At 69.5% G+C, this 18,862-nt stretch carries 18 protein-coding genes, 1 pseudogene and 1 riboswitch; of the genes and pseudogenes, 6 read left to right on the top strand and 13 right to left on the bottom strand.

Features of this window, described 5'->3' with window-relative positions:
- Nucleotides 1-50 precede the first annotated feature (50 nt).
- Nucleotides 51-275: a hypothetical protein gene (locus tag J2X20_RS06950; protein WP_119043205.1), complete on the bottom strand. Its 225-nt coding sequence runs from the start codon at nt 273-275 to the stop codon at nt 51-53.
- A gap of 128 nt (nt 276-403) precedes the next feature.
- Nucleotides 404-1,291 carry a hypothetical protein gene (locus J2X20_RS06955; protein WP_310262737.1) on the bottom strand — a complete coding sequence of 296 codons (888 nt, stop codon included), beginning with the start codon at nt 1,289-1,291 and terminating at the stop codon, nt 404-406.
- Nucleotides 1,292-1,437: 146 nt separating this feature from the next.
- On the opposite strand from J2X20_RS06955, the gene J2X20_RS06960 reads away from it, so the two are divergent.
- Entirely contained in the window at nt 1,438-1,950 is a 513-nt protein-coding gene (locus tag J2X20_RS06960; protein ID WP_310262739.1) for a hypothetical protein, read from the top strand.
- On the opposite strand, the gene dbpA is transcribed toward J2X20_RS06960, so the two are convergent.
- The 5 genes from dbpA to J2X20_RS06985 all read right to left on the bottom strand — a co-directional run bounded on the left by dbpA (nt 1,947) and on the right by J2X20_RS06985 (nt 8,199).
- Nucleotides 1,947-3,350, bottom strand: a complete 1,404-nt coding sequence (gene dbpA, locus J2X20_RS06965; protein ID WP_310262743.1) for an ATP-dependent RNA helicase DbpA — start codon at nt 3,348-3,350, stop codon at nt 1,947-1,949. The genes J2X20_RS06960 and dbpA overlap by 4 nt on opposite strands.
- A gap of 648 nt (nt 3,351-3,998) precedes the next feature.
- Nucleotides 3,999-5,180 (bottom strand): LacI family DNA-binding transcriptional regulator, encoded by a 1,182-nt coding sequence (locus J2X20_RS06970; RefSeq protein WP_310265122.1) that lies wholly within the window; start codon nt 5,178-5,180, stop codon nt 3,999-4,001.
- A 47-nt stretch (nt 5,181-5,227) separates the two neighbouring features.
- Complete coding sequence (locus J2X20_RS06975) at nt 5,228-5,572, bottom strand: translation initiation factor Sui1 (protein ID WP_310262748.1); 345 nt, start codon at nt 5,570-5,572, stop codon at nt 5,228-5,230.
- Entirely contained in the window at nt 5,569-7,779 is a 2,211-nt protein-coding gene (locus tag J2X20_RS06980) for an alpha/beta fold hydrolase (protein WP_310262750.1), read from the bottom strand. Before J2X20_RS06980 ends, J2X20_RS06975 begins: the two co-directional genes overlap by 4 nt.
- Nucleotides 7,780-7,788: 9 nt before the next feature.
- Nucleotides 7,789-8,199 carry a rhodanese-like domain-containing protein gene (locus J2X20_RS06985; protein WP_310262753.1) on the bottom strand — a complete coding sequence of 137 codons (411 nt, stop codon included), beginning with the start codon at nt 8,197-8,199 and terminating at the stop codon, nt 7,789-7,791.
- 94 nt (nt 8,200-8,293) lie between these two features.
- On the opposite strand from J2X20_RS06985, the pseudogene ftrA reads away from it, so the two are divergent.
- Nucleotides 8,294-9,245 (top strand): annotated as a pseudogene (gene ftrA, locus J2X20_RS29475) (transcriptional regulator FtrA).
- Here the strand turns inward: ftrA and J2X20_RS06995 are convergent.
- Together J2X20_RS06995 and J2X20_RS07000 are read right to left on the bottom strand one after the other, a co-directional pair.
- Nucleotides 9,242-9,634 (bottom strand): hypothetical protein, encoded by a 393-nt coding sequence (locus tag J2X20_RS06995; protein WP_310262760.1) that lies wholly within the window; start codon nt 9,632-9,634, stop codon nt 9,242-9,244. The pseudogene ftrA and the gene J2X20_RS06995 overlap by 4 nt on opposite strands.
- Nucleotides 9,635-9,676: 42 nt before the next feature.
- Nucleotides 9,677-12,085, bottom strand: coding sequence for an ATP-binding protein (locus J2X20_RS07000; RefSeq protein WP_310262763.1), 2,409 nt, complete (start codon nt 12,083-12,085; stop codon nt 9,677-9,679).
- A 127-nt stretch (nt 12,086-12,212) separates the two neighbouring features.
- Between J2X20_RS07000 and J2X20_RS07005 the strand changes: the two genes are divergently transcribed.
- The 3 genes from J2X20_RS07005 to J2X20_RS07015 all read left to right on the top strand — a co-directional run bounded on the left by J2X20_RS07005 (nt 12,213) and on the right by J2X20_RS07015 (nt 14,436).
- Nucleotides 12,213-12,908 carry a hemerythrin domain-containing protein gene (locus tag J2X20_RS07005; RefSeq protein ID WP_310262766.1) on the top strand — a complete coding sequence of 232 codons (696 nt, stop codon included), beginning with the start codon at nt 12,213-12,215 and terminating at the stop codon, nt 12,906-12,908.
- Between the two features lie 88 nt (nt 12,909-12,996).
- Complete coding sequence (locus tag J2X20_RS07010; RefSeq protein ID WP_310262769.1) at nt 12,997-13,656, top strand: peroxiredoxin; 660 nt, start codon at nt 12,997-12,999, stop codon at nt 13,654-13,656.
- 81 nt (nt 13,657-13,737) lie between these two features.
- The gene (locus J2X20_RS07015; protein WP_310262772.1) at nt 13,738-14,436 is read left to right on the top strand and encodes a DUF899 family protein; all 699 of its coding nucleotides are present in this window, start codon (nt 13,738-13,740) and stop codon (nt 14,434-14,436) included.
- Here the strand turns inward: J2X20_RS07015 and J2X20_RS07020 are convergent.
- The 3 genes from J2X20_RS07020 to J2X20_RS07030 are packed head-to-tail and all read right to left on the bottom strand — an operon-like array spanning nt 14,433 to nt 16,400.
- Complete coding sequence (locus J2X20_RS07020; protein ID WP_310265124.1) at nt 14,433-15,341, bottom strand: tRNA dihydrouridine synthase; 909 nt, start codon at nt 15,339-15,341, stop codon at nt 14,433-14,435. The two genes, J2X20_RS07015 and J2X20_RS07020, sit on opposite strands and share 4 nt — an antisense overlap.
- A gap of 14 nt (nt 15,342-15,355) precedes the next feature.
- On the bottom strand, nt 15,356-15,850 hold the full coding sequence (locus J2X20_RS07025) for a M48 family metallopeptidase (RefSeq protein ID WP_310262773.1): 495 nt from the start codon (nt 15,848-15,850) through the stop codon (nt 15,356-15,358).
- 58 nt (nt 15,851-15,908) lie between these two features.
- Nucleotides 15,909-16,400 (bottom strand): 6,7-dimethyl-8-ribityllumazine synthase, encoded by a 492-nt coding sequence (locus J2X20_RS07030; protein WP_310262776.1) that lies wholly within the window; start codon nt 16,398-16,400, stop codon nt 15,909-15,911.
- Nucleotides 16,401-16,486: 86 nt separating this feature from the next.
- Nucleotides 16,487-16,651: riboswitch (FMN riboswitch) on the bottom strand.
- A 73-nt stretch (nt 16,652-16,724) separates the two neighbouring features.
- On the opposite strand from J2X20_RS07030, the gene J2X20_RS07035 reads away from it, so the two are divergent.
- Nucleotides 16,725-16,985, top strand: coding sequence for a 2Fe-2S iron-sulfur cluster-binding protein (locus J2X20_RS07035; RefSeq protein ID WP_409034139.1), 261 nt, complete (start codon nt 16,725-16,727; stop codon nt 16,983-16,985).
- A gap of 204 nt (nt 16,986-17,189) precedes the next feature.
- On the opposite strand, the gene J2X20_RS07040 is transcribed toward J2X20_RS07035, so the two are convergent.
- Nucleotides 17,190-18,860: a serine hydrolase domain-containing protein gene (locus J2X20_RS07040; protein ID WP_310262782.1), complete on the bottom strand. Its 1,671-nt coding sequence runs from the start codon at nt 18,858-18,860 to the stop codon at nt 17,190-17,192.
- Nucleotides 18,861-18,862 lie beyond the last annotated feature (2 nt).

Genomic DNA, 18,862 nt, shown 5'->3' on the forward strand with positions numbered 1-18,862 from the left:
CCAGGCCCCCGGACCTTGACCTGGCGCAAGAGCGCGGGCCGCCGGCCTGCTCAGTCGCGGGCGCCGCCGCAGCGCAGCACGATGGGTGTGGCGTATTCGCGGCCGACGACGGCGCGCGCGAACAGATAGTTCTGGCGCGCCCGGTCGCTCAGGGAATCCAGTCGCACGCCACCCTGCGCGTCGCAGGGGAAAGCGAGTGCGCGGCCGGCCTGGAACAGGGACTCGAAACGCAACTCGTAGTTGTCACACATCAGGGGCATGGGGCGTGAGTTCATGATGCACCTCGTCTTGCTTGCAGACTAGGCGCCGCGTGAGGCCCTTGCGCGTGAAAAGGTCGCAGCCGCGCTCATCGCCCCCCGCAGTTGCCTGCCCCGGCGCCAACATGTCACGCCCGTTGCAGGTCCTAACGCGGCGGCGAGCGCAGCAAGTCGATCTGGAAGGGCCGGTCATTCATCTCGACGATGGCGGGGCTGGGCACGTTCAGCGTCATCAGCCGGCGTTGCGGCAGGTTCAGCAGGGTCAGAGAAGGCTGCAGATGCTGGCGCAGCAGGGCCTGCAGCGAGCCGTCCGCATAGGCCTGGCGCAGGCCTCGGCCGATGCGCTCGAGCGCGATCTGGTTGCCGGGGTGGGTGTAGATGTACTGCGGCAGGTCATAGGCCAGCAGCAGGCTGTCGTCCAGGGCCAGGCCCTTGAGCCCGGCATGGGCCTTGGCCTCCTCGCCCACCTCCAGCACGCTGCGGCAGAACAGGTCGGCGCGACCCAGGGCCACCATCTGGAACAGGCCCTCGTAGCCATTGACCTCGGCGACCGTGAAGCCGTTGGCACGCAGGATGTCGGCATCGGCCCAGCCCCGACCCTGCACATGGCGCAGCCGGGCCACGGCGCTGACCGTGTCGGCCTCGCGCACCAGGGCGCGATGGGGCGCATGCACAAAGCAGACGCGGTAGCGGTTCACGCCCAGATGGATGGGAAAAGGCACCGGCACCAGCCCGGCCGCCCGGCCCGCATCCGGCCCGGTGACGACAAGGAAATTGGGCGCGCTCTGCTGGGCCGCCTCCAGCAGGGCGCGGCGCTTGTTCATGGGCGCTGACAGCTGCAGGCGGTAGGCGCCGTCGGTCGCCCGCGTCCTGTCCAGGGCCAGCTGCACGGCATCGCGGACATAGGCGTTGCGCAGGTCGGTCTCGCTGTCCGGCGCACGCAGCGTCAGCATCAGCTCCTGAGCGAGTGCCGGCCCGGCTGCCGTGGCGAGCAGCGCGGGCATTCCCTTGAGCAGGTCGCGTCTGAGCATCATGGGCAAGGCGGCGTCGGCCCGAATGTAGCGGGAACCGGGGCGTTAGGGCCAACCCGTGATTTCCTGCACGATTGACGGCTTGCAAAGCGCCGTGCTTGCAATTGCTCACACCACGCCGGCGCCGGCCTCCTAGCATGGCCGACGCCATGCCCACCACCCCGTCCACGCCCGCGCAGAACCGCCCGGCCCAGCCCCGGCTGCTCAGCGGGACCGGCGGCCGGCGCGGTGACGACCAGACCCGCACGGCGACCGAGGCCACCAGCTTCACGGCCACCCTCCCCTACCAACGGCCGCAGCCGACACCGGCACGCCCGGCGGCCACACCGGCCGCCGCCTCCGGCGCCCTGCCGCGCTGGACCAAGGGCTTTGTCATCGGCGGCGTGCTGCTGGCCGTGGCCATGCCGGCCTCGGTGCTGATGTCGCGTTCCATGCTCGTGCAGGAAGCCCTGGCCGAGCAAAGCAGCTCCAAGGCGGCCATGATCTGCACGGCCGGCGAAGGCAAGGCGGTCGACGACTCCAGCCTGCTGGGCTGGCTGTTCGGCGGCTCCTATTTCAGCTGCGGCGACTGGGAAACCCGCGAGGCCCGCGTGCAGCGCGATCGCGATCGCGACCAGGCCAACTACATGGCCCGCGAACGGGCCAAGCAGGGGTTGAATTAGTCGTCGGTCAAATCCGCCAGGCGGCGGACCTTGACCTTACGGCCCTTGAGCTTGCCCAGCGACAGGCGCTTCACTGCTTCCTTGGCAATGGAACGCTCGACGGCCACATAGCTGTGGAAGTCGGTCACGTTGATCTTGCCGATCTGCGTGCCCGCGAAACCGGCCTCGCCGGTCAGCGCGCCGAGGATGTCGCCGGGGCGGATCTTTTCCTTGCGGCCGCCCAGGATCTGCAGCGTGTCCATGGCCGGCAGCAGCGGGCCGCCGGGCGCGTCCTTGAGGCCGTCCAGCGGCTGCCACTTGAACTCCTCGCCCTGCAGCTGCTCGATGCGGCCGATGCGGCCCATCTCGTCGAGACTGGCCAGGCTCAGGGCCAGGCCTTCGGCGCCGGCGCGGCCGGTGCGGCCGATGCGGTGCACATGCTGCTCGACGTCGGCGCTGATGTCGACATTGATGACACAGGCCAGGTTGGCGATGTCCAGGCCGCGCGCGGCCACGTCGGTGGCCACCAGCACCGAGGCGCTGCGGTTGGCGAACTGGATCAGCACCTGGTCGCGGTCGCGCTGCTCGAGATCGCCATGCAGGGCCAGGGCGACAAAGCCCTGGGCGGCCAGCACGGCTTCGAGGTCGCGGCATTGCTGCTTGGTGTTGCAGAAGGCGATCGTCGACTCGGGCCGGAAGGCGCGCAGCAGGCGCGGCACGGCGTCCAGCCGCCCGGCGTCGCTGACCTCGAAGGCGATCTGGCGGATGGTGGAGGCGGCCGCGCTGGTCGCGCCGGCCATCTTCACGGTCTGCGGCTCGCGCATGAACTTGGCCGCAATGTCGTTGACGCCCTCGGGGAAGGTCGCCGAAAACAGCAGGGTCTGGCGGTTGGCGGGCGCCCGCTTGGCGATGGTCTTGATGTCGTCGACGAAGCCCATGTCCAGCATGCGGTCGGCCTCGTCCAGCACCAGGGTGTTGAGGGCCGACAGGTCCAGCGACCCGCGCTCCAGATGGTCGATGAGGCGACCCGGCGTGCCGACGGCGATATGGGCGCCGAAGGACAGGCTTTCCATCTGCGGCTTCATCGGGCTGCCGCCGCACAGGCTCAGCACTTTGATGTTGTCGGCGGCGCGGGCCAGGCGGCGGATTTCCTGGGTGACCTGGTCGGCCAGCTCGCGCGTCGGGCACAGCACCAGGGCCTGCACGCGCGGCAGGTCGGCCTTGAGGCGATGCAGCAGCGCGATGGCGAAGGCGGCGGTCTTGCCGGAACCGGTCTGCGCCTCGCCGATGACATCCTTGCCGGCCAGGGCCAGCGGCAGGCTGGCGGCCTGGATGGGCGTCATCTGCGCATAGCCCAGCTGACCGAGGTTGGCCAGCATGGCGGGGCTGAGGGGCAGGCGGTCGAAAGCGGTATCGGTCATCGCCGCATTGTCGGGGCTGGGCTGTTCAGGCCGGTGCCAGCGCAGCCGCCGTCACACGGCCCTTTTCGAGGGCGGGCTGCCATGCGTTGACCTACGCGCTCGCCCCGTCAACGGATTCACCCACCTGGGCGGACAGCGCGGCCGAGGAAAGGCCGCCTGCCCGGTCGATCAGGAGGCAACAGCCGCTTGCTCGGCCCAGGGTTCGCCCTGGCGCCGAAGGAGGGGGCCGGGCGCCTCACGAAAAGCGCTCGCCACAGACGTTCGCCGGGACGTTTCGATCGGCGCGGTCGCGGCGGCAAAGAGGGCGGGCGGACGGAAAACTTGCCGCTGCTGCGCACTGTGAAGCTCGATGAGGGCTTCATCTTCTGCTGGCGGCGCCGTGGCGGAGATGGCGCGAACGACATCGTCTAACAACGTGCTTGCAAGAGGCATGGCAGTTCCGTTTCGTTGGCACGCACCCTTGGGGCGGATGCGGAAGGAAGCTCGAATCCACTGGACGCGCAGGAGGGACTGCCAGCCGGGTGTCTCAAGCCGGCTGGGCACCTGCAAAGCGAGGATGAATTAGCGCTAATTCACTGGATCAAAATATAGTTCGGGCGTCGAAGAAATTAACTCCGGGGAAGTCCTAGTCTCGCGAGGCGGATGGGTTCAGCGCGGTGACTTCAGCGTCGCACGGTGAACGAACTCGGTCGGCAAGATGATGTTGGCCGGCCCCTGCCACTGACCGCCTTCGCGCCTGGCCTGGATCTGTTCCATCAACACTTCCGTCGCCCGCCTGCCCATGGCGTGCAGCGGCTGTCGAACGGTGGCCAAGGACGATGCTCGCGCGAACCAGATGTCGTCGAAGCCGACGACGGACACGTCCTCGGGCACGCGCAGTCCCTTCATCGCGAGAGCCTGGATGCAACCCAGCGCGATGGCATCGTTTGCGCAGAACACGGCCTCCGGGATCTTCTCTCCGTGATGCCGTTGCAGCCAGTCCAGCACCGCCTCGCGACCGCCATCGGCGTTGAGGGACGAATGCACCACATGATCGTCGGGAGGCTGCAACCGCGCCGCCTCGTGCGCGCGCCGGTAGCCCGCCAGCCGCCGTTGCGCACCGAGCAGTCCCGCCGGCCCACCGATATGCAGAATCCTGCGATGGCCGATGGCCAGCATCTGGCTGACGGCTTCGAAGGAACCGGCTTCCTCGTCAGGCTCCAGGTTCACAACGCCGTCGATGGCATTTTCGGAATGCAGGCTGGTGACCGGGACCTGCCTGGGCATCCAGCCCGACACATCGATGCCAAGTCGTGGCGCGACGAGGATGAGACCGTCGACGCGGCCGTCGCATATCTCGGGGATGCGCTGCTGCGCCTCTTCCCAACCCTGCAACATGAACACGGACACCGTCTGCCGGCTCGGCGTCGCGCTTTCGATGATGCCGCCCAGGATTTCCATGAAATAGAGGTTGGCGTCCTCCTTCCAGTGGCTGGCGACGATGCCGATGGCGTTCGCCCGGCCGTTCGCGAGGGCGCGGGCCGTGGCGTTCGCGCGGTAGTGCAGCCGTTCGGCCGCGGCGACGACGCGCGCCCGGGTCTCCGCCGAGGTTCGCGTCGCAGACTTCGCGCCGTTCAGCACCACGGAGGCGGCCATCACGGACACACCCGCCTCACGGGCGACGTCAGCGAGTGTGGCCACACCACGATGGCGACGAGGCTTCGAGGGAAGCGGCGGCGAAGTCTTGGGAGGCGAGGCGGGCACGGACGTGGTGAGAAGGTCGGTCGTTTCACCGCGCAGCTGCGGCAGACCCCCTGAGTTGGAAGACTGTAGCAGCGAGGCCTGCGGCATCTCCAACCGGAGAGGCCTGCGATGTGCCTATCGGCCTGCTGGCGGATTCACCCTCCCGCGCGCTTGACTTTCCAGCCCTCCGGCCGCGCCTGCAGCCAGGCCATGAGCCTGTCCGCGTGGTCGCCCTGGATCTCGACGACGCCGTCCTTGACCGTGCCGCCGCTACCGCACGCCGCCTTGAGCTGCTTGGCCAGCACGGTCAGCGCCGCATCATCCAGCGGCAGGCCGCGGATGACGGTGACGCCCTTGCCCTTGCGACCCGCCGTCTCGCGGCTGACGCGCACGATGCCGTCGCCGGCCGGGCGTGCCTTGGCCTTGCAGGCGCATTGCGCGATGGGTTGACCGCAGCCGGGGCAGACGCGGCCGACGTCGGTGGAATAGACGAGGGTCATGGCGTGGGCTTCAAGTGCCGTTCGAGGAAGGCGTCCATGGTGCGGTAAAGGTGCAGTCGCGCCGCGCGGCCGGCGATGCCATGGGCCTTGCCGGGGTAGATCTGCAGGTCGAAGGTCTTGCCGGCGGTCTGCAGGGCTTCGACCAGGCGCAGCGTGTGCTCGAACAGCACGTTGTCGTCGGCCGTGCCATGCACCAGCAGCAGGGGCTTGGACAGCAGCGCGGCACGGGCCGGCAGGTTGGCGCTGACATAGGTCGCGGCCTTGCCCCCCTCGGGCATGCCGAGATAGCGCTCGGTATAGGCGGTGTCGTAGAGCGTCCAGTCGGTCACCGGTGCCACGGCCACGGAGGCGGCAAACGGCGTGTCCGCATCCAGCACGGCACGCGCGCCGAGGAAGCCGCCATAGCTCCAGCCGAAGAAGCCGATGCGCGCCGCATCAACGCTGCCCACCTGGCCTGGCAACTGGCGCACGGCGGCAAAGAGGTCGGCGATCTCGTGCCTGCCGAAGCTGCGGTAATGGGCCCGCGTGTAGTCGCGGTCGCGGTGCTCCATGCCGCGCACATCCAGCATCAGCACGCCATAGCCGCGCTGCTGCCAATAGGCGATCAGCGGCATGTCGCGGCCCCAGCCCCAGTTGACCGTCGCCGAGCCCGGGCCGCCATAGGCCAGCACGATGGCCGGATGCTTGCCACCCTGGCGTCGCGCGGCAAAGAAGAAGGCGTTCAGCAGCGTCTTGCCGTCGGCGGCCATCAGGTCCAGCGGCAGCGGGATGTTGGTGAAGACGGCCAGGGCCGGGTCGGGTGCATCGCCGGCCAGCGCGATCGCGCCGCTCTGGCCGAGGCTGCGCAGCTCCAGCCGCGGCGGCTGGCCCCAGGCAGAGCGGGTCACCAGCAGGCGGGCGCAGGCGCTGTCGGCCTTGGCATCGCGCCATTGGCGCTCGGCCGTGCCCGCCAGGGCCTGGGCCTTGCCGCCGGCCAGGGGCTGCAGATAGAGGTCGCGGGCCTTGCCGCGGTCGCCGGCCGCGGCGAAGACGACGCCGCGCTCGCCCACGCAGACGGCGTGCGCAACCGCCTCGGCCTGCTGGGTCAACGGCGTGCGCTGGCCTGTCGCGCGGTCGATCAGCAGTAGCTGGCGCCGGCCCGAGGCCTCGCTGGACCAGAGCAGGCCGCGCGGCGTCTCCATCAGATCGTCGTGGACCTCGACCCAGGCGGCGTCGGTCTCGACGGTGATGTCATGCGGGGCGGCCTTGAACTCGGTCAGCGTCAGCCGCGTCTGCTCGCGGTTGAACCATTGCAGCCAGGGCGTGCCGTCCTTGAACCAGCCGGCGCGGGCGATGTATTCGGCGCTGGCCGGCAGCGACAGCGCATGCGCCTCCGCGGTGGCGATGCTGATGACAAAGGCAGAGACCACGGCATTGGCTTCACCGGCGGCCGGATAGCGTTGCTCCGTCATTTCGGTGCGGTCGGCAAAGATCTGCGCCCGCGTCTTCAGGCCAACGCGCGATTCGTCGACGCGCAGGGCCAGCAGCTGCCGGCCATCCGGGCTCCACCAGTAGCCACGATGCCGGCCCAGTTCCTCGCCGGCAATGAACTCAGCCAGGCCCCAGGTCGCTTGAGGATTCATCCGCGCGCCGAACAGGGGGCGTGGTTGGGCGCCGGCCTGCAGGGGCAGCACCATCAGCTCGCCCCCCTGCACATAGGCCAGCGTCTTGCCATCGGGGGCGCAGCGCGGGTCCTGCTTGGGCGCGTCGGGCGTGTTCGTCAGGCGCTGAGCCTGCGGACCCGAGGCGCCCAACTTGACCAGGTAGAGGTCGCCCGACAGCGGGAAGAGCAGCGCGCTGTCGTCGCTGCCGCACCATTGATAGCCGGTGATGCCGCGCTGGCTGATGCGCTGGCGCTCCAGGGCCATCTTCTCGGCCTCGCTGAGCTTTTGCGCCGCGCCGCCGAGCAGGTCGGCGGCGCTGACGAGCTTGCGCGGCTCGCCGCCCCCGCTGGGCTGGGCCCAGAGTTCCAGCACTTCGCTGTCGGCAGCGGAGGGGCGCAGGAAGCTGACCCATTGCCCGCCGGGCGAGATCTCGGCCTGGCGGGGCAGGCGGCCGGCCAGCGGGGGATCGGCGGTGATGCGTTCGAGGGTGAGCGGGGCGAGGGACTGGGCTGCGGCGGCGCTTGTGACGCAGACGGCTGCCAGCAGGGTCAGCAGGTTCTTCATCCCTCCATGCTAAGCGGCGGCCACGGCCTCCTGCGCCAACTCGAACCCTTCATCGACCCAGCCGGTGACGCCGCCCGCCATGATCTTGACGGGCCGGCCCAGCCGCGCCAGGCGCAAGGCGCCGCGGGCCGCGCCGTTGCAATGCGGGCCGGCGCAATAGGTGACGAAAAGGGTGTCCATCGGCCAGGCGGCGAGCTTGCTCTCGACCAGCTTGCCATGCGGGAAGTGGATGGCACCGGGCACATGGCCACGGGCATAGAGCTCGGCCGAGCGCACGTCCAGCAGCACGAAGTCCACCTCGCCGCAGCTGAAGGCGTCATGCACATCCCAGCAGTCGGTCTCGAAGCCGAACTCGGCGGCGAAATGGGCCTCGGCGGCGGCGGCAGGGGCGGCGGGGATGGCGGTCACGTGAGAGGGCATGGTGAGCTCCGGTTGAAAGATGAGCCATGGTCGCGGCGCCCGGCCTGGCCCACAATTGGCGCTCATGACGAGTATCGACAAGATCACGCCAAACATCACCGGGCCTCTCGTGGTGGCGCCGGTCTACGACGGGCTGTGCACCTTCGAGTTCGCCATCGCCGCCGAGATCTTCGGCCTGTCGCGGCCGGAGATGGGGCAAAACTGGTACCGCTTTGCCAGCGCTGCCATCGAGTCGGGGCCGCTGCGCGCGCATGGAGGCTTGAGCGTGACCAGCGACGGCGGCCTGGAACTGCTCGACCAAGCCGACCTCATCGTCATGGCCGGCTGGAAGGGCGCCGACGTGCCAGTGCCCGAGGCCTTCGGCCAGGCGCCTGCGCCGCGCTTGGCAGCGCGGTGCGCGGCTGGCGTCCATCTGTTCGGGTGCCTTCGTGCTGGCCGCTACCGGACTGCTCGACGGCCGCCGAGCGGCCACGCACTGGCGCTATGCCGACAAGCTGCGCGCACGCCATCCCGCCATCGAGGTGGACGCTGGCGTGCTCTATGTCGAGGAGGAGCGCGTGCTGACCTCGGCCGGCAGCGCCGCCGGTATCGACCTGATGCTGCACATCGTGCGCAGCGACTTCGGCGTGGAGGCAGCCAACAGCGTGGCGCGCCGCCTCGTCATGCCGGCCCACCGCAGCGGCGGCCAAGCCCAGTTCATCGAGCGCCCCGTGCCCGCCGACCGCGGCCACCGCCTGGCGGGCGTGCTGGAACAGGTGCGCGCCGACCTGCGCGCGCCGTGGACGGTGGAGCGCATGGCCGAGGCCGCCGCCATGAGCCCGCGCACCTTTCTGCGGCGCTTCAGCGAGGCCACGGGGCAGTCGCCCGGCGACTGGCTGATCGCCGAGCGCGTGGCTGAGGCGCAGCGCCTGCTGGAGGCCAGCGCCCTGCCCGTCGAACGCGTGGCGGCCGAGGCCGGTTTTGGCAGCGTGCAGGCCCTGCGCCATCACTTCCAGGCCCGGCTGGGCCTGGCGCCGCGGGCCTACCGGGCGAGCTTCGGGACCTAGCCCGGTGTGCCGCCGACAAAGCCCAGCGTCAGACCGCCGACAAAGCAGACGACGCTGAACCATGCCGTGATGGCCAGCTCGCGCCGCATGACCTGACCGTTCTTCAGCACGCCGGCCGACACGCGGAACTTCCAGCTCGGGATGGACCAGACGGCCACCAGATTGGCCAACAGGCTGAGCAACAGCAAGGCCACCGCGATGGCCAGCACGACGCCATCCGGCGTCGAGAAGCCCGGCTTGCTGCCGAACACCGTGATGACGACGAAGCTGCCAGTGACGAGGGACGAGAACCAGCTGTGGAAGGCGCTGCGGTCGCGCAGCCATTCGACGACATGGGGCCGCGTCTCGTCGTCGATGCGGCTGAGGTCAAGCGTGCGGACTTCGGACATGGCCCGGCGATCTTCGCCCGCCGGCCGCCGGCCCGCAATGCTTCAGGACCCCGCCAGGGCCGTGGCCGCGCCTTCGTCCAGCCCGCGGCCCTCGGCCTCCAGCGCGGCCGCGCGGTCGCGGCCCAGCAGGGCCTGGGCAGGCTCGACAGCGCCCGCCAGGATCTTCAGCTCCACCGGGTCCAGCGTCGTTTCGGCTGCCGTCCAGACGCGCCGCACATAGCCCGCGAGGCGGCAGGCGGCCTCCACGCGCCGCTGGGCCGCCAGCAGCGGCAGGATGCCCATCCAGGCGACATGGGTGCCGAAGCGCCGGCCCACGGCCAGGGAGCGCGGCACCAGGGCGGCGGCCTCGTCCAGCCGGTCCAGGCCCACCAGGGCCTCGACGAGGGCGTTCAGCACCCAGGGCAAGGCGCCGTTGTTGCCGCTGCCGTCGGCATCGAGGCTCTCCAGCAGCAACTTCGTGCGCGCGGCGCCCTCCTCCAACCGGCCCAGGCGCACCAGCGTCAGGCAGATGTTGTTCTCGGCGATCTGCACGCGCGCCTGCATGCCCAGCTCGCGCGCCGCGAGTTGCTCGCGCTCCATGCAGGCCAGGTGCTCCACCATGTTGCCGCGCAGGCGTTCGGCCACGGCCATCGCGTTGTTCACGCGAAAGCGCGTCATGGGCGAGTCGTCACCCGCGGTCAGCGCCTGCAGCAGCGCGCAGGCCTCATCCAGCTCAGGCGAGGGGTTGGACTCCGAGAAGGCGCGCACCCAGTGCACGGCGGCGATCTGCAGCTCGGTCGGGTTGCCCAGTGGCCGCCACAGCGTCACGGCGCGGCGCGCCACCGGCACGGCACGCACGTCGGCGCGGATCAGCAGCAGATAGGACAGCATCGACGTCCACAAGGCCAGCACCTGCGGCGGCAGGCTGTTGCCGCGGGCGTCCATGGCCGGCTCCAGCGACAGCAGCCAGCCGGTGACCTCGTGGCGCCAGACCGTCAGCACCATGACGCGCGCCGCGCGGGCGCTGAGCTGGGCGGCAGTCGCAAGGTCGTGCTCGCGCGCCCACAGGAAGGCCTCGCGCACGTTCTCCATGTCGGCCAGCCACAGTTGCGTGTCGTCGCTGGGTGCGATCAGTGCCAGCACGGCGGCCGCGTGGCGGCGCCTTGCCGAGTGGCGGCCGGCCTCGTCCAGCCGCGCCAGCGCATGGGCGCGCATGGTCTCGAGCAGCCGGTAGCGCGGCGGGTCGGCACCATCGACGCTGACCAGCGAGCGCTCCACCAGCGTCGCCAGGCCGTCCACCACGTCCCAGCGCGACACATGCTCGTCGCCGCTCAGCGTGACGGCCAGCTCCAGCGTGAAGCCGCCAGCAAACACGCCCAGGGCCTGGTAGAGCTGCTGCTCGGCCGGCTCCAGCAGGCCATGGCTCCAGTCCAGCGCCTCCAGCAGGCTGCGGTGCCGGGCCGAGGAGTCGCGCCGGCCGCGCGACAGCAGCGCGAAGCGCTCGGCCAGCGCGTCATGCACGGCCTGCAAGCCCATCAGCGGCACGCGCGCCGCCGCCAGCTCCAGCGCCAGCGGCAGGCCGTCCAGCTGCCGGCACAGCGCGGCCAGCAGGGGCAGGGACTTCGGCGTTGCTTCAAAACGGGCATCCATCGCGCGGATGCGCGCCAGCAGCAGCGCCTGCGCGCCCTCAGCGCCCTCGGCCACGGCCAAGGGCTCAACGCGCAGCACGCGCTCGCCCGCCACGCCCAGCGCAAGCTGGCTGGTCACCAGCAGGCGCAGCCGGCTTTGCAGCGCGGCGGCCCAGGTGGCGCAGGCATCGACCAGGTGCTCGGCGTTGTCCAGCACCAGCAGCGCGGGCTCGCCCTCGGGCAGCAGCTTGATGACCTGAGCCACTGCATCGTCGCCAGCCAATTGCCCGCCCAGCGCCCGGGCGATGGCCTCGGCCACCTGGCCGCCCTGGGTCAGCGGCGCCAGGTCCACCCAGGCGCCCTGGCCGGCGGCCACACGGGCCAGGCTGCTCTTGCCCACGCCGGCCATGCCCACCAGGGTGACGCAGCCCGGGCCGGCGGCCAGTGCGTCACACAGCCGGGCGAGGTCGGCATCACGGCCGAACAGCGCCTGGGCAGGGATGGCCTCGGCAGGCGCGGTAGCAGCCGCTTCCTGCAGCAGGGCCGTGAAGCGATAGCCCCGCCCCGGCACGGTCGCGATGGCGTCCTCGCCCAGCAAGCGGCGCAGGCCGTTGACCTGCACGCGCAGATTGCCCTCCTCGACGACGAGGCCGGGCCAGACCTTCTCGATCAGCTCGCCCTTGGTTAGCAATTCGCCGGGGCGCGCGGCCAGCGCGAACAGCAGGTCCAGCGCACGGCCGCCCAAGGGGCTGGGCGCGCCGTCCACCAGCAGCCGATGCTCCGTTGGCCGCAGCTCGAACCGCCCACCCGCACCGAACCGCAGCACCGCTGGCGCCTCGTCCATTGACACATAGCCTCCCGTCCCGAACCGCGCGCAGCTTAAGCCAGCCGGCCCCATCACGTTTAACAACGTTGAACACCCGTTCGGGAGCGCCAGCCCTGAACATTCGCTCACCCACCAGGAGCCCGACATGACCGAACCCGAAGTCTCCGTACCCGCCGTCATGCGCAACTACCACGAGGTGCTGCGCAACGACCTCGCCAAGGTGCTGGCCCCGTTGGCCGAGGCTGGCGACCTGGCCCGTTTCGAGACCGCCTGGGTCGGCTATGTGGACGCCATCGCCGTGCACGCCGCCATGGAAGACGGCGTGGCGGGCGCCGGTGGCGGCATCACGACCATGCTCGACCTGCATTTCGACGGCGCCGTCAACGCCGCCCTGTTCCGCGCCGAGCATGAGGACGAACACGGGCTGCAGGCGGCGGTGACGCGCGCCATCCCGCTGGGCGTGGGCGCCTTGCGCGATGCCTGGGTCGCTTACCGCGCCTGCGCCGAGGCCCATCTGCTGCACGAGGAAGACGTCATGATGCCGCTCGTCGCCCGCCTGCCCAAGGAGGGCAAGGCGGCATTGTTCGCCCAGTGGTGCGTGTCGGCCGGCATCGCCCAGGGTGGCTTCGACCACCTCGTGGCCCATGGCGTGGCCTCGCTTGCGGCCTTCGGCAGCACCAAGAACACGCCGGCCGGCGCCACCCGCGTCTTCGTGCAAGCCCTCAAGGCCGTCTGCACGCCCGAGCAATGGACCCGCTACCTGCCCATCGCCCGCGCCGCGGCGGCGCCCGCCGTCTGGGCGGCTGTGCTGGCCGAGGTGCCCAGCCTCGAAGGCGCATAGACCCTTTCCGAGCAAGCAAATGCCCACCAGGCATCCGCTTCGTTCCTATCATCACCCCCTGCCCCCAAGCCACTCAAGGAGACCCACCATGTCCCTGCGCATCAACGACATCGCCCCCGACTTCACCGCCCAGACCACGCAAGGAACGATCAAGTTCCATGACTGGATCGGCGACAGCTGGGCCATCCTGTTCTCGCATCCCAAGGACTTCACGCCGGTGTGCACGACCGAGCTGGGCTATATGGCCAAGATCGAGCCCGAGTTCACCAAGCGCAATGCCAAGCTGATCGGCCTCTCCGTCGACCCCGTGGACAACCACCACCGCTGGGCCGCCGACATCGAGGAGACCCAGGGCCATCTGCCCAAGTACCCCATGATCGGCGACCATGACCTGGCCGTCGCCAAGCTCTACAACATGCTGCCCGCCGACATCGAGGGCACGTCGGAAGGCCGCACCGCCGCCACCAACGCCACCGTGCGCTCGGTCTTCATCGTCGGCCCGGACAAGCGCATCAAGCTGATGCTGACCTACCCGATGACGACGGGCCGCAATTTCGACGAGATCCTGCGCGTGCTGGACAGCATGCAGCTGACCGCCAAGCACAAGGTGGCCACGCCGGTGAACTGGAAGCAGGGCGAGGACGTCATCATCGCCGGCTCGGTCTCCGACGAAGACGCCAAGACCCTGTTCCCGCAGGGCTGGAAGGCGCCCAAGCCCTATCTGCGCATCACCAAGCAGCCGAGCTGAGCGCGGCAAGGTCTGTTACCAACAGGGGGTGATGCCGGCGGACATCGCGGTTAGGCTTTTCCGGCAGACCGGAGAACGCCCATGGCCCAGCTCACCCCCGCCGCCCAGTTCGCCGAGAAGGCCAACATCCCCTTCCCCGGCGCCTCGGCCGAGTATCTGCAGGCCCGCAAGGCCCTGCTGGCCGAGGAGATCGAGTTCCGCCGCCACATGACGCGGCTGGGCGAGCAGCGCCGCGCGCTGCCGCCCGGCCCCGTCATTGCCAGGGACTACCGTTTCAAGGACGAGCAGGGCTTTGACGCCAGGTTGCTCGACCTGTTCGGCGACCAGGACACCCTGGTCACGTATTTCTGGATGTACGGCCCGCAGCGCGAGCGGCCCTGTCCCATGTGCACCAACTGGCTGGGCGCAGTGAATGGCAATGCCGCCGACATCAAGCAGCGCGTGGCGCTGAAGATCCTCGGCCGCTCACCCGTTGAACGCCAGTACGCCTTCGCCCAGCAGCGCGGCTGGCGCGACCTGAACTTCGTGCAGACCGTGGGCGATGACTACGCCAGGGATCTCGGCCTGCTGAACCCCGACGGCAGCGAGAACCCGGCCCTGGTCGTCTACCGCCGCGATGGCGACCAGGTGCGGCTGTTCTGGTCGAGCGCGATGACGCGCGACATGGCCGACCCCGGCCAGGACCCGCGCGACGCGCCGGACATCGCCTCGCTGTGGTCCGTCCTGGACCTGACGCCCGCGGGGCGCGGCACGGACTGGTATCCCAGGCTGCAGTACTAGGCGAAGAGCCGCGCGGCCAGCTCATCCGCCGCATTGACGGTGCGCAACTCCGCATAGGCGGCATCAGCCTCCGGGTAGGCGCGCTTCAGATAGTGCAGCCACTGCTTGAGTCGCCCGCCCTGGTGGCGGGCTGCGACGGTGGTCCGCACCTGGTCGAAGAAGACCTGCATCAGCGGCAGCAGCTCGCGCCAGGGCAAGGGGTCGGCGCGCTGGCCAGCCACGCGCAGCGCCAGGCCGGGGTCGGCCACCATGCCGCGGCCCAGCATCAGATGCTCGCAGCCGCTGCGCTCGCGCGCCAGCTTCGCATGTTCGACGGTCCAGATCTCGCCGTTGGCGATCAGGGTCAGCGGCACGGCCTCGCGCACCTCGGCGATGCGCTCCCAGTAGGCCGGCGGCTTGTAGCCATCGGCCTTGGTGCGGGCATGCACGACGATCTCGCTGGCGCCGGCGGCATGGATGGCGCGGGCAACGTCCAGGGTCTTGCTGCTGTCCATATAGCCCAGGCGCATCTTGGCCGACACCATCACGTCCATCGGCACCGCGCGGCGTACGGCGGACACGATCTCGTGGATGAGCTCGGGCTCGTCCAGCAACACGGCCCCACCGCGGTGGCGGTTGACGCATTTGGCCGGGCAGCCGAAGTTCAGGTCGATGCCCTCGGGCTTGAGCTCTGCCAGGCGGGCCGCGTTCTCGGCCAGGCAGTTGACGTCCGAGCCCAGCAATTGGGGATGCACCGGCACGCCGGCCAGCGTGCGGCCGCCGTTCTTCAGCTCCGGCACGATGCGCGTGAAGACGCGCTTGGGCAGCAGTTGGTCGGTCACGCGGATGAACTCGGACACGCAGCGGTCCACGCCGCCGACGCGGGTCAGCACATCGCGCAGGATGTGGTCGAGCAGGCCTTCCATCGGCGCCAGCAGGATCACGACGGGTTCTCCTGGTTCATCAGGTAGAGCCGCAGATCGAACTCGAGCTGGAAGTAGTCCGGCTCCATGTGCTGGCAGAGCTGGTAGAAGGCCTTGTTGTGGTCCAACTCGCGCAGATGCGCCAGCTCGTGCACGACGATCATGTGCAGCAGGGCGGCCGGCGCTTCCTTGAACAGCGTGGCGACGCGGATCTCGCGGCGGGTCTTGAGCTTGGCGCCCTGCACCTGGGTGCGGCGGGTGTGGGTGCCCAGGGCTTGCTGCAGCACGCGCAGCTTGGCGTCGAAGCCCACGTACTGCAGGGGGCCGGCATTGCGCATATGGCGGTTCTTCAACTCCTGCACATAGTCGAACAGGGCCGAGTCGCTGCGCACCTCGTGCGCTTCAGGCAGGCGGCGGGCCAGGTGGTCGGCCAGGCGGCCTTCCAGGCGCAGCGCTTCGGCTTGAGCAATCAGTTCCGGTGGATAGCCGGCAAGGTAACGGGCGGCGAGCATGGGGCAATTCAAGGGGCGCGGCCCGCTCCGGGGAGAGAGCCGCGCCGGAGTCATCGGCTTAGGCGGTCAGCGCATCCAGGCTGTCCAGGCTCGCTATTGTCGCGAGGCAGGCGCGCGCCACCTCCAGGCCCTTGGTGGAGAAATGCTCGGCGAAGAAGCGCTTGTGCTCGCCGTGCTCGTGGAAGTGATGCGGCGTCAGCACGCAGGAGAACACCGGCACATCAGTCTCCAGCTGCACGTCCATCAGCGCCTGGATGACCGTCTGGGCGACGAAGTCATGCCGGTAGATGCCACCGTCGACGACGAGGCCACAGGCGATCACGGCGTCGAAGCGGCCCGTGCGCGCCAGGCGCTTGGCATGCAGCGGGATCTCGAAGGCGCCGGGCACGTCGACGACCGTGACCTGCTCAGCCGGGATTCGACATCGGCCGAACTCGCTGCGGATGGCCGCCACGGCCACGCCGACGATGTCCTTGTGCCAGCTCGCGGCCAGGATGGCCACGCGCGGCAGGCGGGTCAGATTGAAGCTGGGGTTGAGAGTCTGATTCATGGTGTCCTCTTGAAAGACGGTTTTTCCAGAATCAGGGCAAGCGCACGCGGCAGCGGCGCCTCCGCCAAGGCAGAAGCACCGACACAACGCGATCTCTTTCATCCGGACTGTGACCGTCGGCCCTGGCATCGCACCAGGTCTGCTGACCCTTCGCCGCTTTCGCGGTGAAGGCGCTCGCGGGCTCGCGCTCAACTTCTTTTCATCGAGCGCATACCGCCGGTGGGGAATTCCGCCCCGCCCTGAGAACGCTGCCGGCCTTGCGGACCGGCACAGTCATGCTAGCCGTTGAACGGCATGATGGCGGTCATGTCCGAGACATTCAGAGTGACGCTACTCCCCGGCGGTGAACAGTTCAGCGCCACGGCCGACCAGACCCTGCTGCTGGCCGGCCTGGCCGCGGGCCTCCAGCTGCCCTGGTCCTGCCGCACGGGCACCTGCCGCACCTGCATCTCTCATCTGGTCGAGGGGCGCATCGAATACCGCGTCGAATGGCCGGGGCTGTCCTACGAGGAGAAGGCCGAAGGCTTCATCCTGCCCTGCGTGGCCGAGCCGCGCAGCGATGTGACATTGGAAATCAGCGTCTGAACCCCCGCGGGCCGAGCGCCGGGCCGCTCCCTAGCCGGCCCGCACTGGCGATGTGCTTGCGGCTAAACGCCGCAAGCACCGCCGTCCCCTCGGGGGCTGAGGCCGGACACGGCAAGTCCAGTGGACTTGTCGTGCCTGCCGAAGCGCTGCGGGCAATGGCCGCAGCGCGGTCCCGGCCAAGGTACTCCTTGGACGAGGGGCTCACTACTTGCGGGCCATGACCAGGGTATTGCCGCCCTGCAGCAGCGTCACCGAAGCGGCCTGGCCCTCTTCGGCGCTGAAGTCGAGCTGGGCGTCGACCTGGGGAACGTGGACGCGGCGCGGCGTGCTGGCCTTCAGCTCGAAGGCGGGCTGCCCCGGCGCCTGGCCCTGCAGCCGGCCCTGCTCGTCGACAAAGACGCGCACCGAGAACTGCGGCGAGACGTAGCTGCCGACGAGCGCCTGCATTTGCGCCGCGCTCAGCGGGATGAAGACGAGTTCGGACGGCAGCTCGCCACTGCGCACCCAGCGCTCGGCGTCGTCCTTCTCGCCGTTGTTGAAAACGCGCGCCGCCACGGCCTTGCCATCGGCACCGCGCTCGATCTGCATTTCGGTCAGCGAGTCGGGGAAGGCGAAGCGATCACCGCCCAGGGCGATCAGCGCCGTGCTGCCGCCGCTGCTGCGTTGGCTGTGCAGCACGCCGTCCTTCACGCGCAGCATGCGGCTCTGCTTGTCCTCGCGGGCGTAGACGCCCTCGGCACTCTTCAGCTGCTCGGCCGGCACGGCCACCGCCTGGGCTGGCGCAAACGGCTCGCCGACGGCAAAGGCTGCCAGCTTGCGGGCCACCGTCTCCATCGCAAGGCCGGGGCCATCGCTGTTGCGCAGGATGACCACGGTGGTCCGGCTCTGCGGCAGATAGTCCAGCACCGACACGAAGCCATGGATGCCGCCGCCATGCGTCAGCATCGGCTGGCCGCGCAGCGTGGCCGTCGCAATGCCGAAGCCGTAGTGGACGGGCTGGGCCGGACCTTCCGGCGTCGTCATGCGCTGGTAGCTGGCGGCGCTGATCAGCTTGCCGCCATGCAAGGCCTGGTTCCAGTGCCACAGGCCTTCGGCATTGGCGATCAGCGCACCGGCCGCGTGGGGCTGGGTCATGCTCAGATAGCCGGCGGGCGCCACCTGGGCCTGGGCGTTCAGCGTATAGCCCTGGGCCATGCCCTTGAAGAGCCTGTCGCCGGCCTGGTAATGCACGCCGGTGATACGGACCGGTTGGAGCAGCAATTCGTCGATGGATTGGTGCCAGCTCTTGCCCGAGATGGCCTCGACGACGGCGCCGAGCAGCACATAGCCCGAATTGTTGTAGGCCCACTTCTCACCGGGCTGGAAATCGACCGGCAGGTCCTTGAACTCCTTGATCAGTTCGGCCGTGCCGAGGTCGCGTCGCACGGGGTTGCCCATATAGCCGGGAATGCCGGTGTAGCTCTTGACGCCCGAGGTGTGGTTGAGCAGGTGCAGCAGCGTGATCTTGCTGCCGTTGGGATAGTCGGGCAGGAACCTGGAGATGGGGTCGTCGAGCCTGGCCTTGCCCTCGTCGATCTGCTTGAGCAGGGCCGCGGCGGCGAATTGCTTGGTGACGGAGCCGATGCGCAGCAGATGGTCTGGCTGCATGGGCACGCCCAGTTCGATGCTGGCCATGCCGCGCGCGCCCTTGTAGAGAAGCTGGTCGCCGCGTGCCACCAGCACAGTGACGCCGGGGCCGTCGCTGGCGATCTTCTGCGCATCGAGCAGTTGATTGGCATAGGCCGTCATGGCCGCAGGTGTGGCGGGCTGCCCCGCCTGGGCCGAGGCGACCACGAGCGAGAGCAGGACTGCGGCAGAGATCGGTGTGTGGCGCATGG

Origin of the sequence: Roseateles saccharophilus, assembly GCF_031458095.1 — a bacterium.
GTDB classification, from domain to species: Bacteria; Pseudomonadota; Gammaproteobacteria; order Burkholderiales; family Burkholderiaceae_C; genus Pelomonas; species Pelomonas saccharophila_A.

Coding starts and splice junctions, on each gene's coding strand:
- J2X20_RS06950 (WP_119043205.1), bottom strand. CDS start 275: ATGAACTCACGCCCCATGCCCCTGATGTGTGACAACTACGAGTTGCGT.
- J2X20_RS06955 (WP_310262737.1), bottom strand. CDS start 1,291: ATGATGCTCAGACGCGACCTGCTCAAGGGAATGCCCGCGCTGCTCGCC.
- J2X20_RS06960 (WP_310262739.1), top strand. CDS start 1,438: ATGCCCACCACCCCGTCCACGCCCGCGCAGAACCGCCCGGCCCAGCCC.
- dbpA (WP_310262743.1), bottom strand. CDS start 3,350: ATGACCGATACCGCTTTCGACCGCCTGCCCCTCAGCCCCGCCATGCTG.
- J2X20_RS06970 (WP_310265122.1), bottom strand. CDS start 5,180: ATGCCGCAGGCCTCGCTGCTACAGTCTTCCAACTCAGGGGGTCTGCCG.
- J2X20_RS06975 (WP_310262748.1), bottom strand. CDS start 5,572: ATGACCCTCGTCTATTCCACCGACGTCGGCCGCGTCTGCCCCGGCTGC.
- J2X20_RS06980 (WP_310262750.1), bottom strand. CDS start 7,779: ATGAAGAACCTGCTGACCCTGCTGGCAGCCGTCTGCGTCACAAGCGCC.
- J2X20_RS06985 (WP_310262753.1), bottom strand. CDS start 8,199: ATGCCCTCTCACGTGACCGCCATCCCCGCCGCCCCTGCCGCCGCCGCC.
- J2X20_RS06995 (WP_310262760.1), bottom strand. CDS start 9,634: ATGTCCGAAGTCCGCACGCTTGACCTCAGCCGCATCGACGACGAGACG.
- J2X20_RS07000 (WP_310262763.1), bottom strand. CDS start 12,085: ATGGACGAGGCGCCAGCGGTGCTGCGGTTCGGTGCGGGTGGGCGGTTC.
- J2X20_RS07005 (WP_310262766.1), top strand. CDS start 12,213: ATGACCGAACCCGAAGTCTCCGTACCCGCCGTCATGCGCAACTACCAC.
- J2X20_RS07010 (WP_310262769.1), top strand. CDS start 12,997: ATGTCCCTGCGCATCAACGACATCGCCCCCGACTTCACCGCCCAGACC.
- J2X20_RS07015 (WP_310262772.1), top strand. CDS start 13,738: ATGGCCCAGCTCACCCCCGCCGCCCAGTTCGCCGAGAAGGCCAACATC.
- J2X20_RS07020 (WP_310265124.1), bottom strand. CDS start 15,341: ATGGAAGGCCTGCTCGACCACATCCTGCGCGATGTGCTGACCCGCGTC.
- J2X20_RS07025 (WP_310262773.1), bottom strand. CDS start 15,850: ATGCTCGCCGCCCGTTACCTTGCCGGCTATCCACCGGAACTGATTGCT.
- J2X20_RS07030 (WP_310262776.1), bottom strand. CDS start 16,400: ATGAATCAGACTCTCAACCCCAGCTTCAATCTGACCCGCCTGCCGCGC.
- J2X20_RS07040 (WP_310262782.1), bottom strand. CDS start 18,860: ATGCGCCACACACCGATCTCTGCCGCAGTCCTGCTCTCGCTCGTGGTC.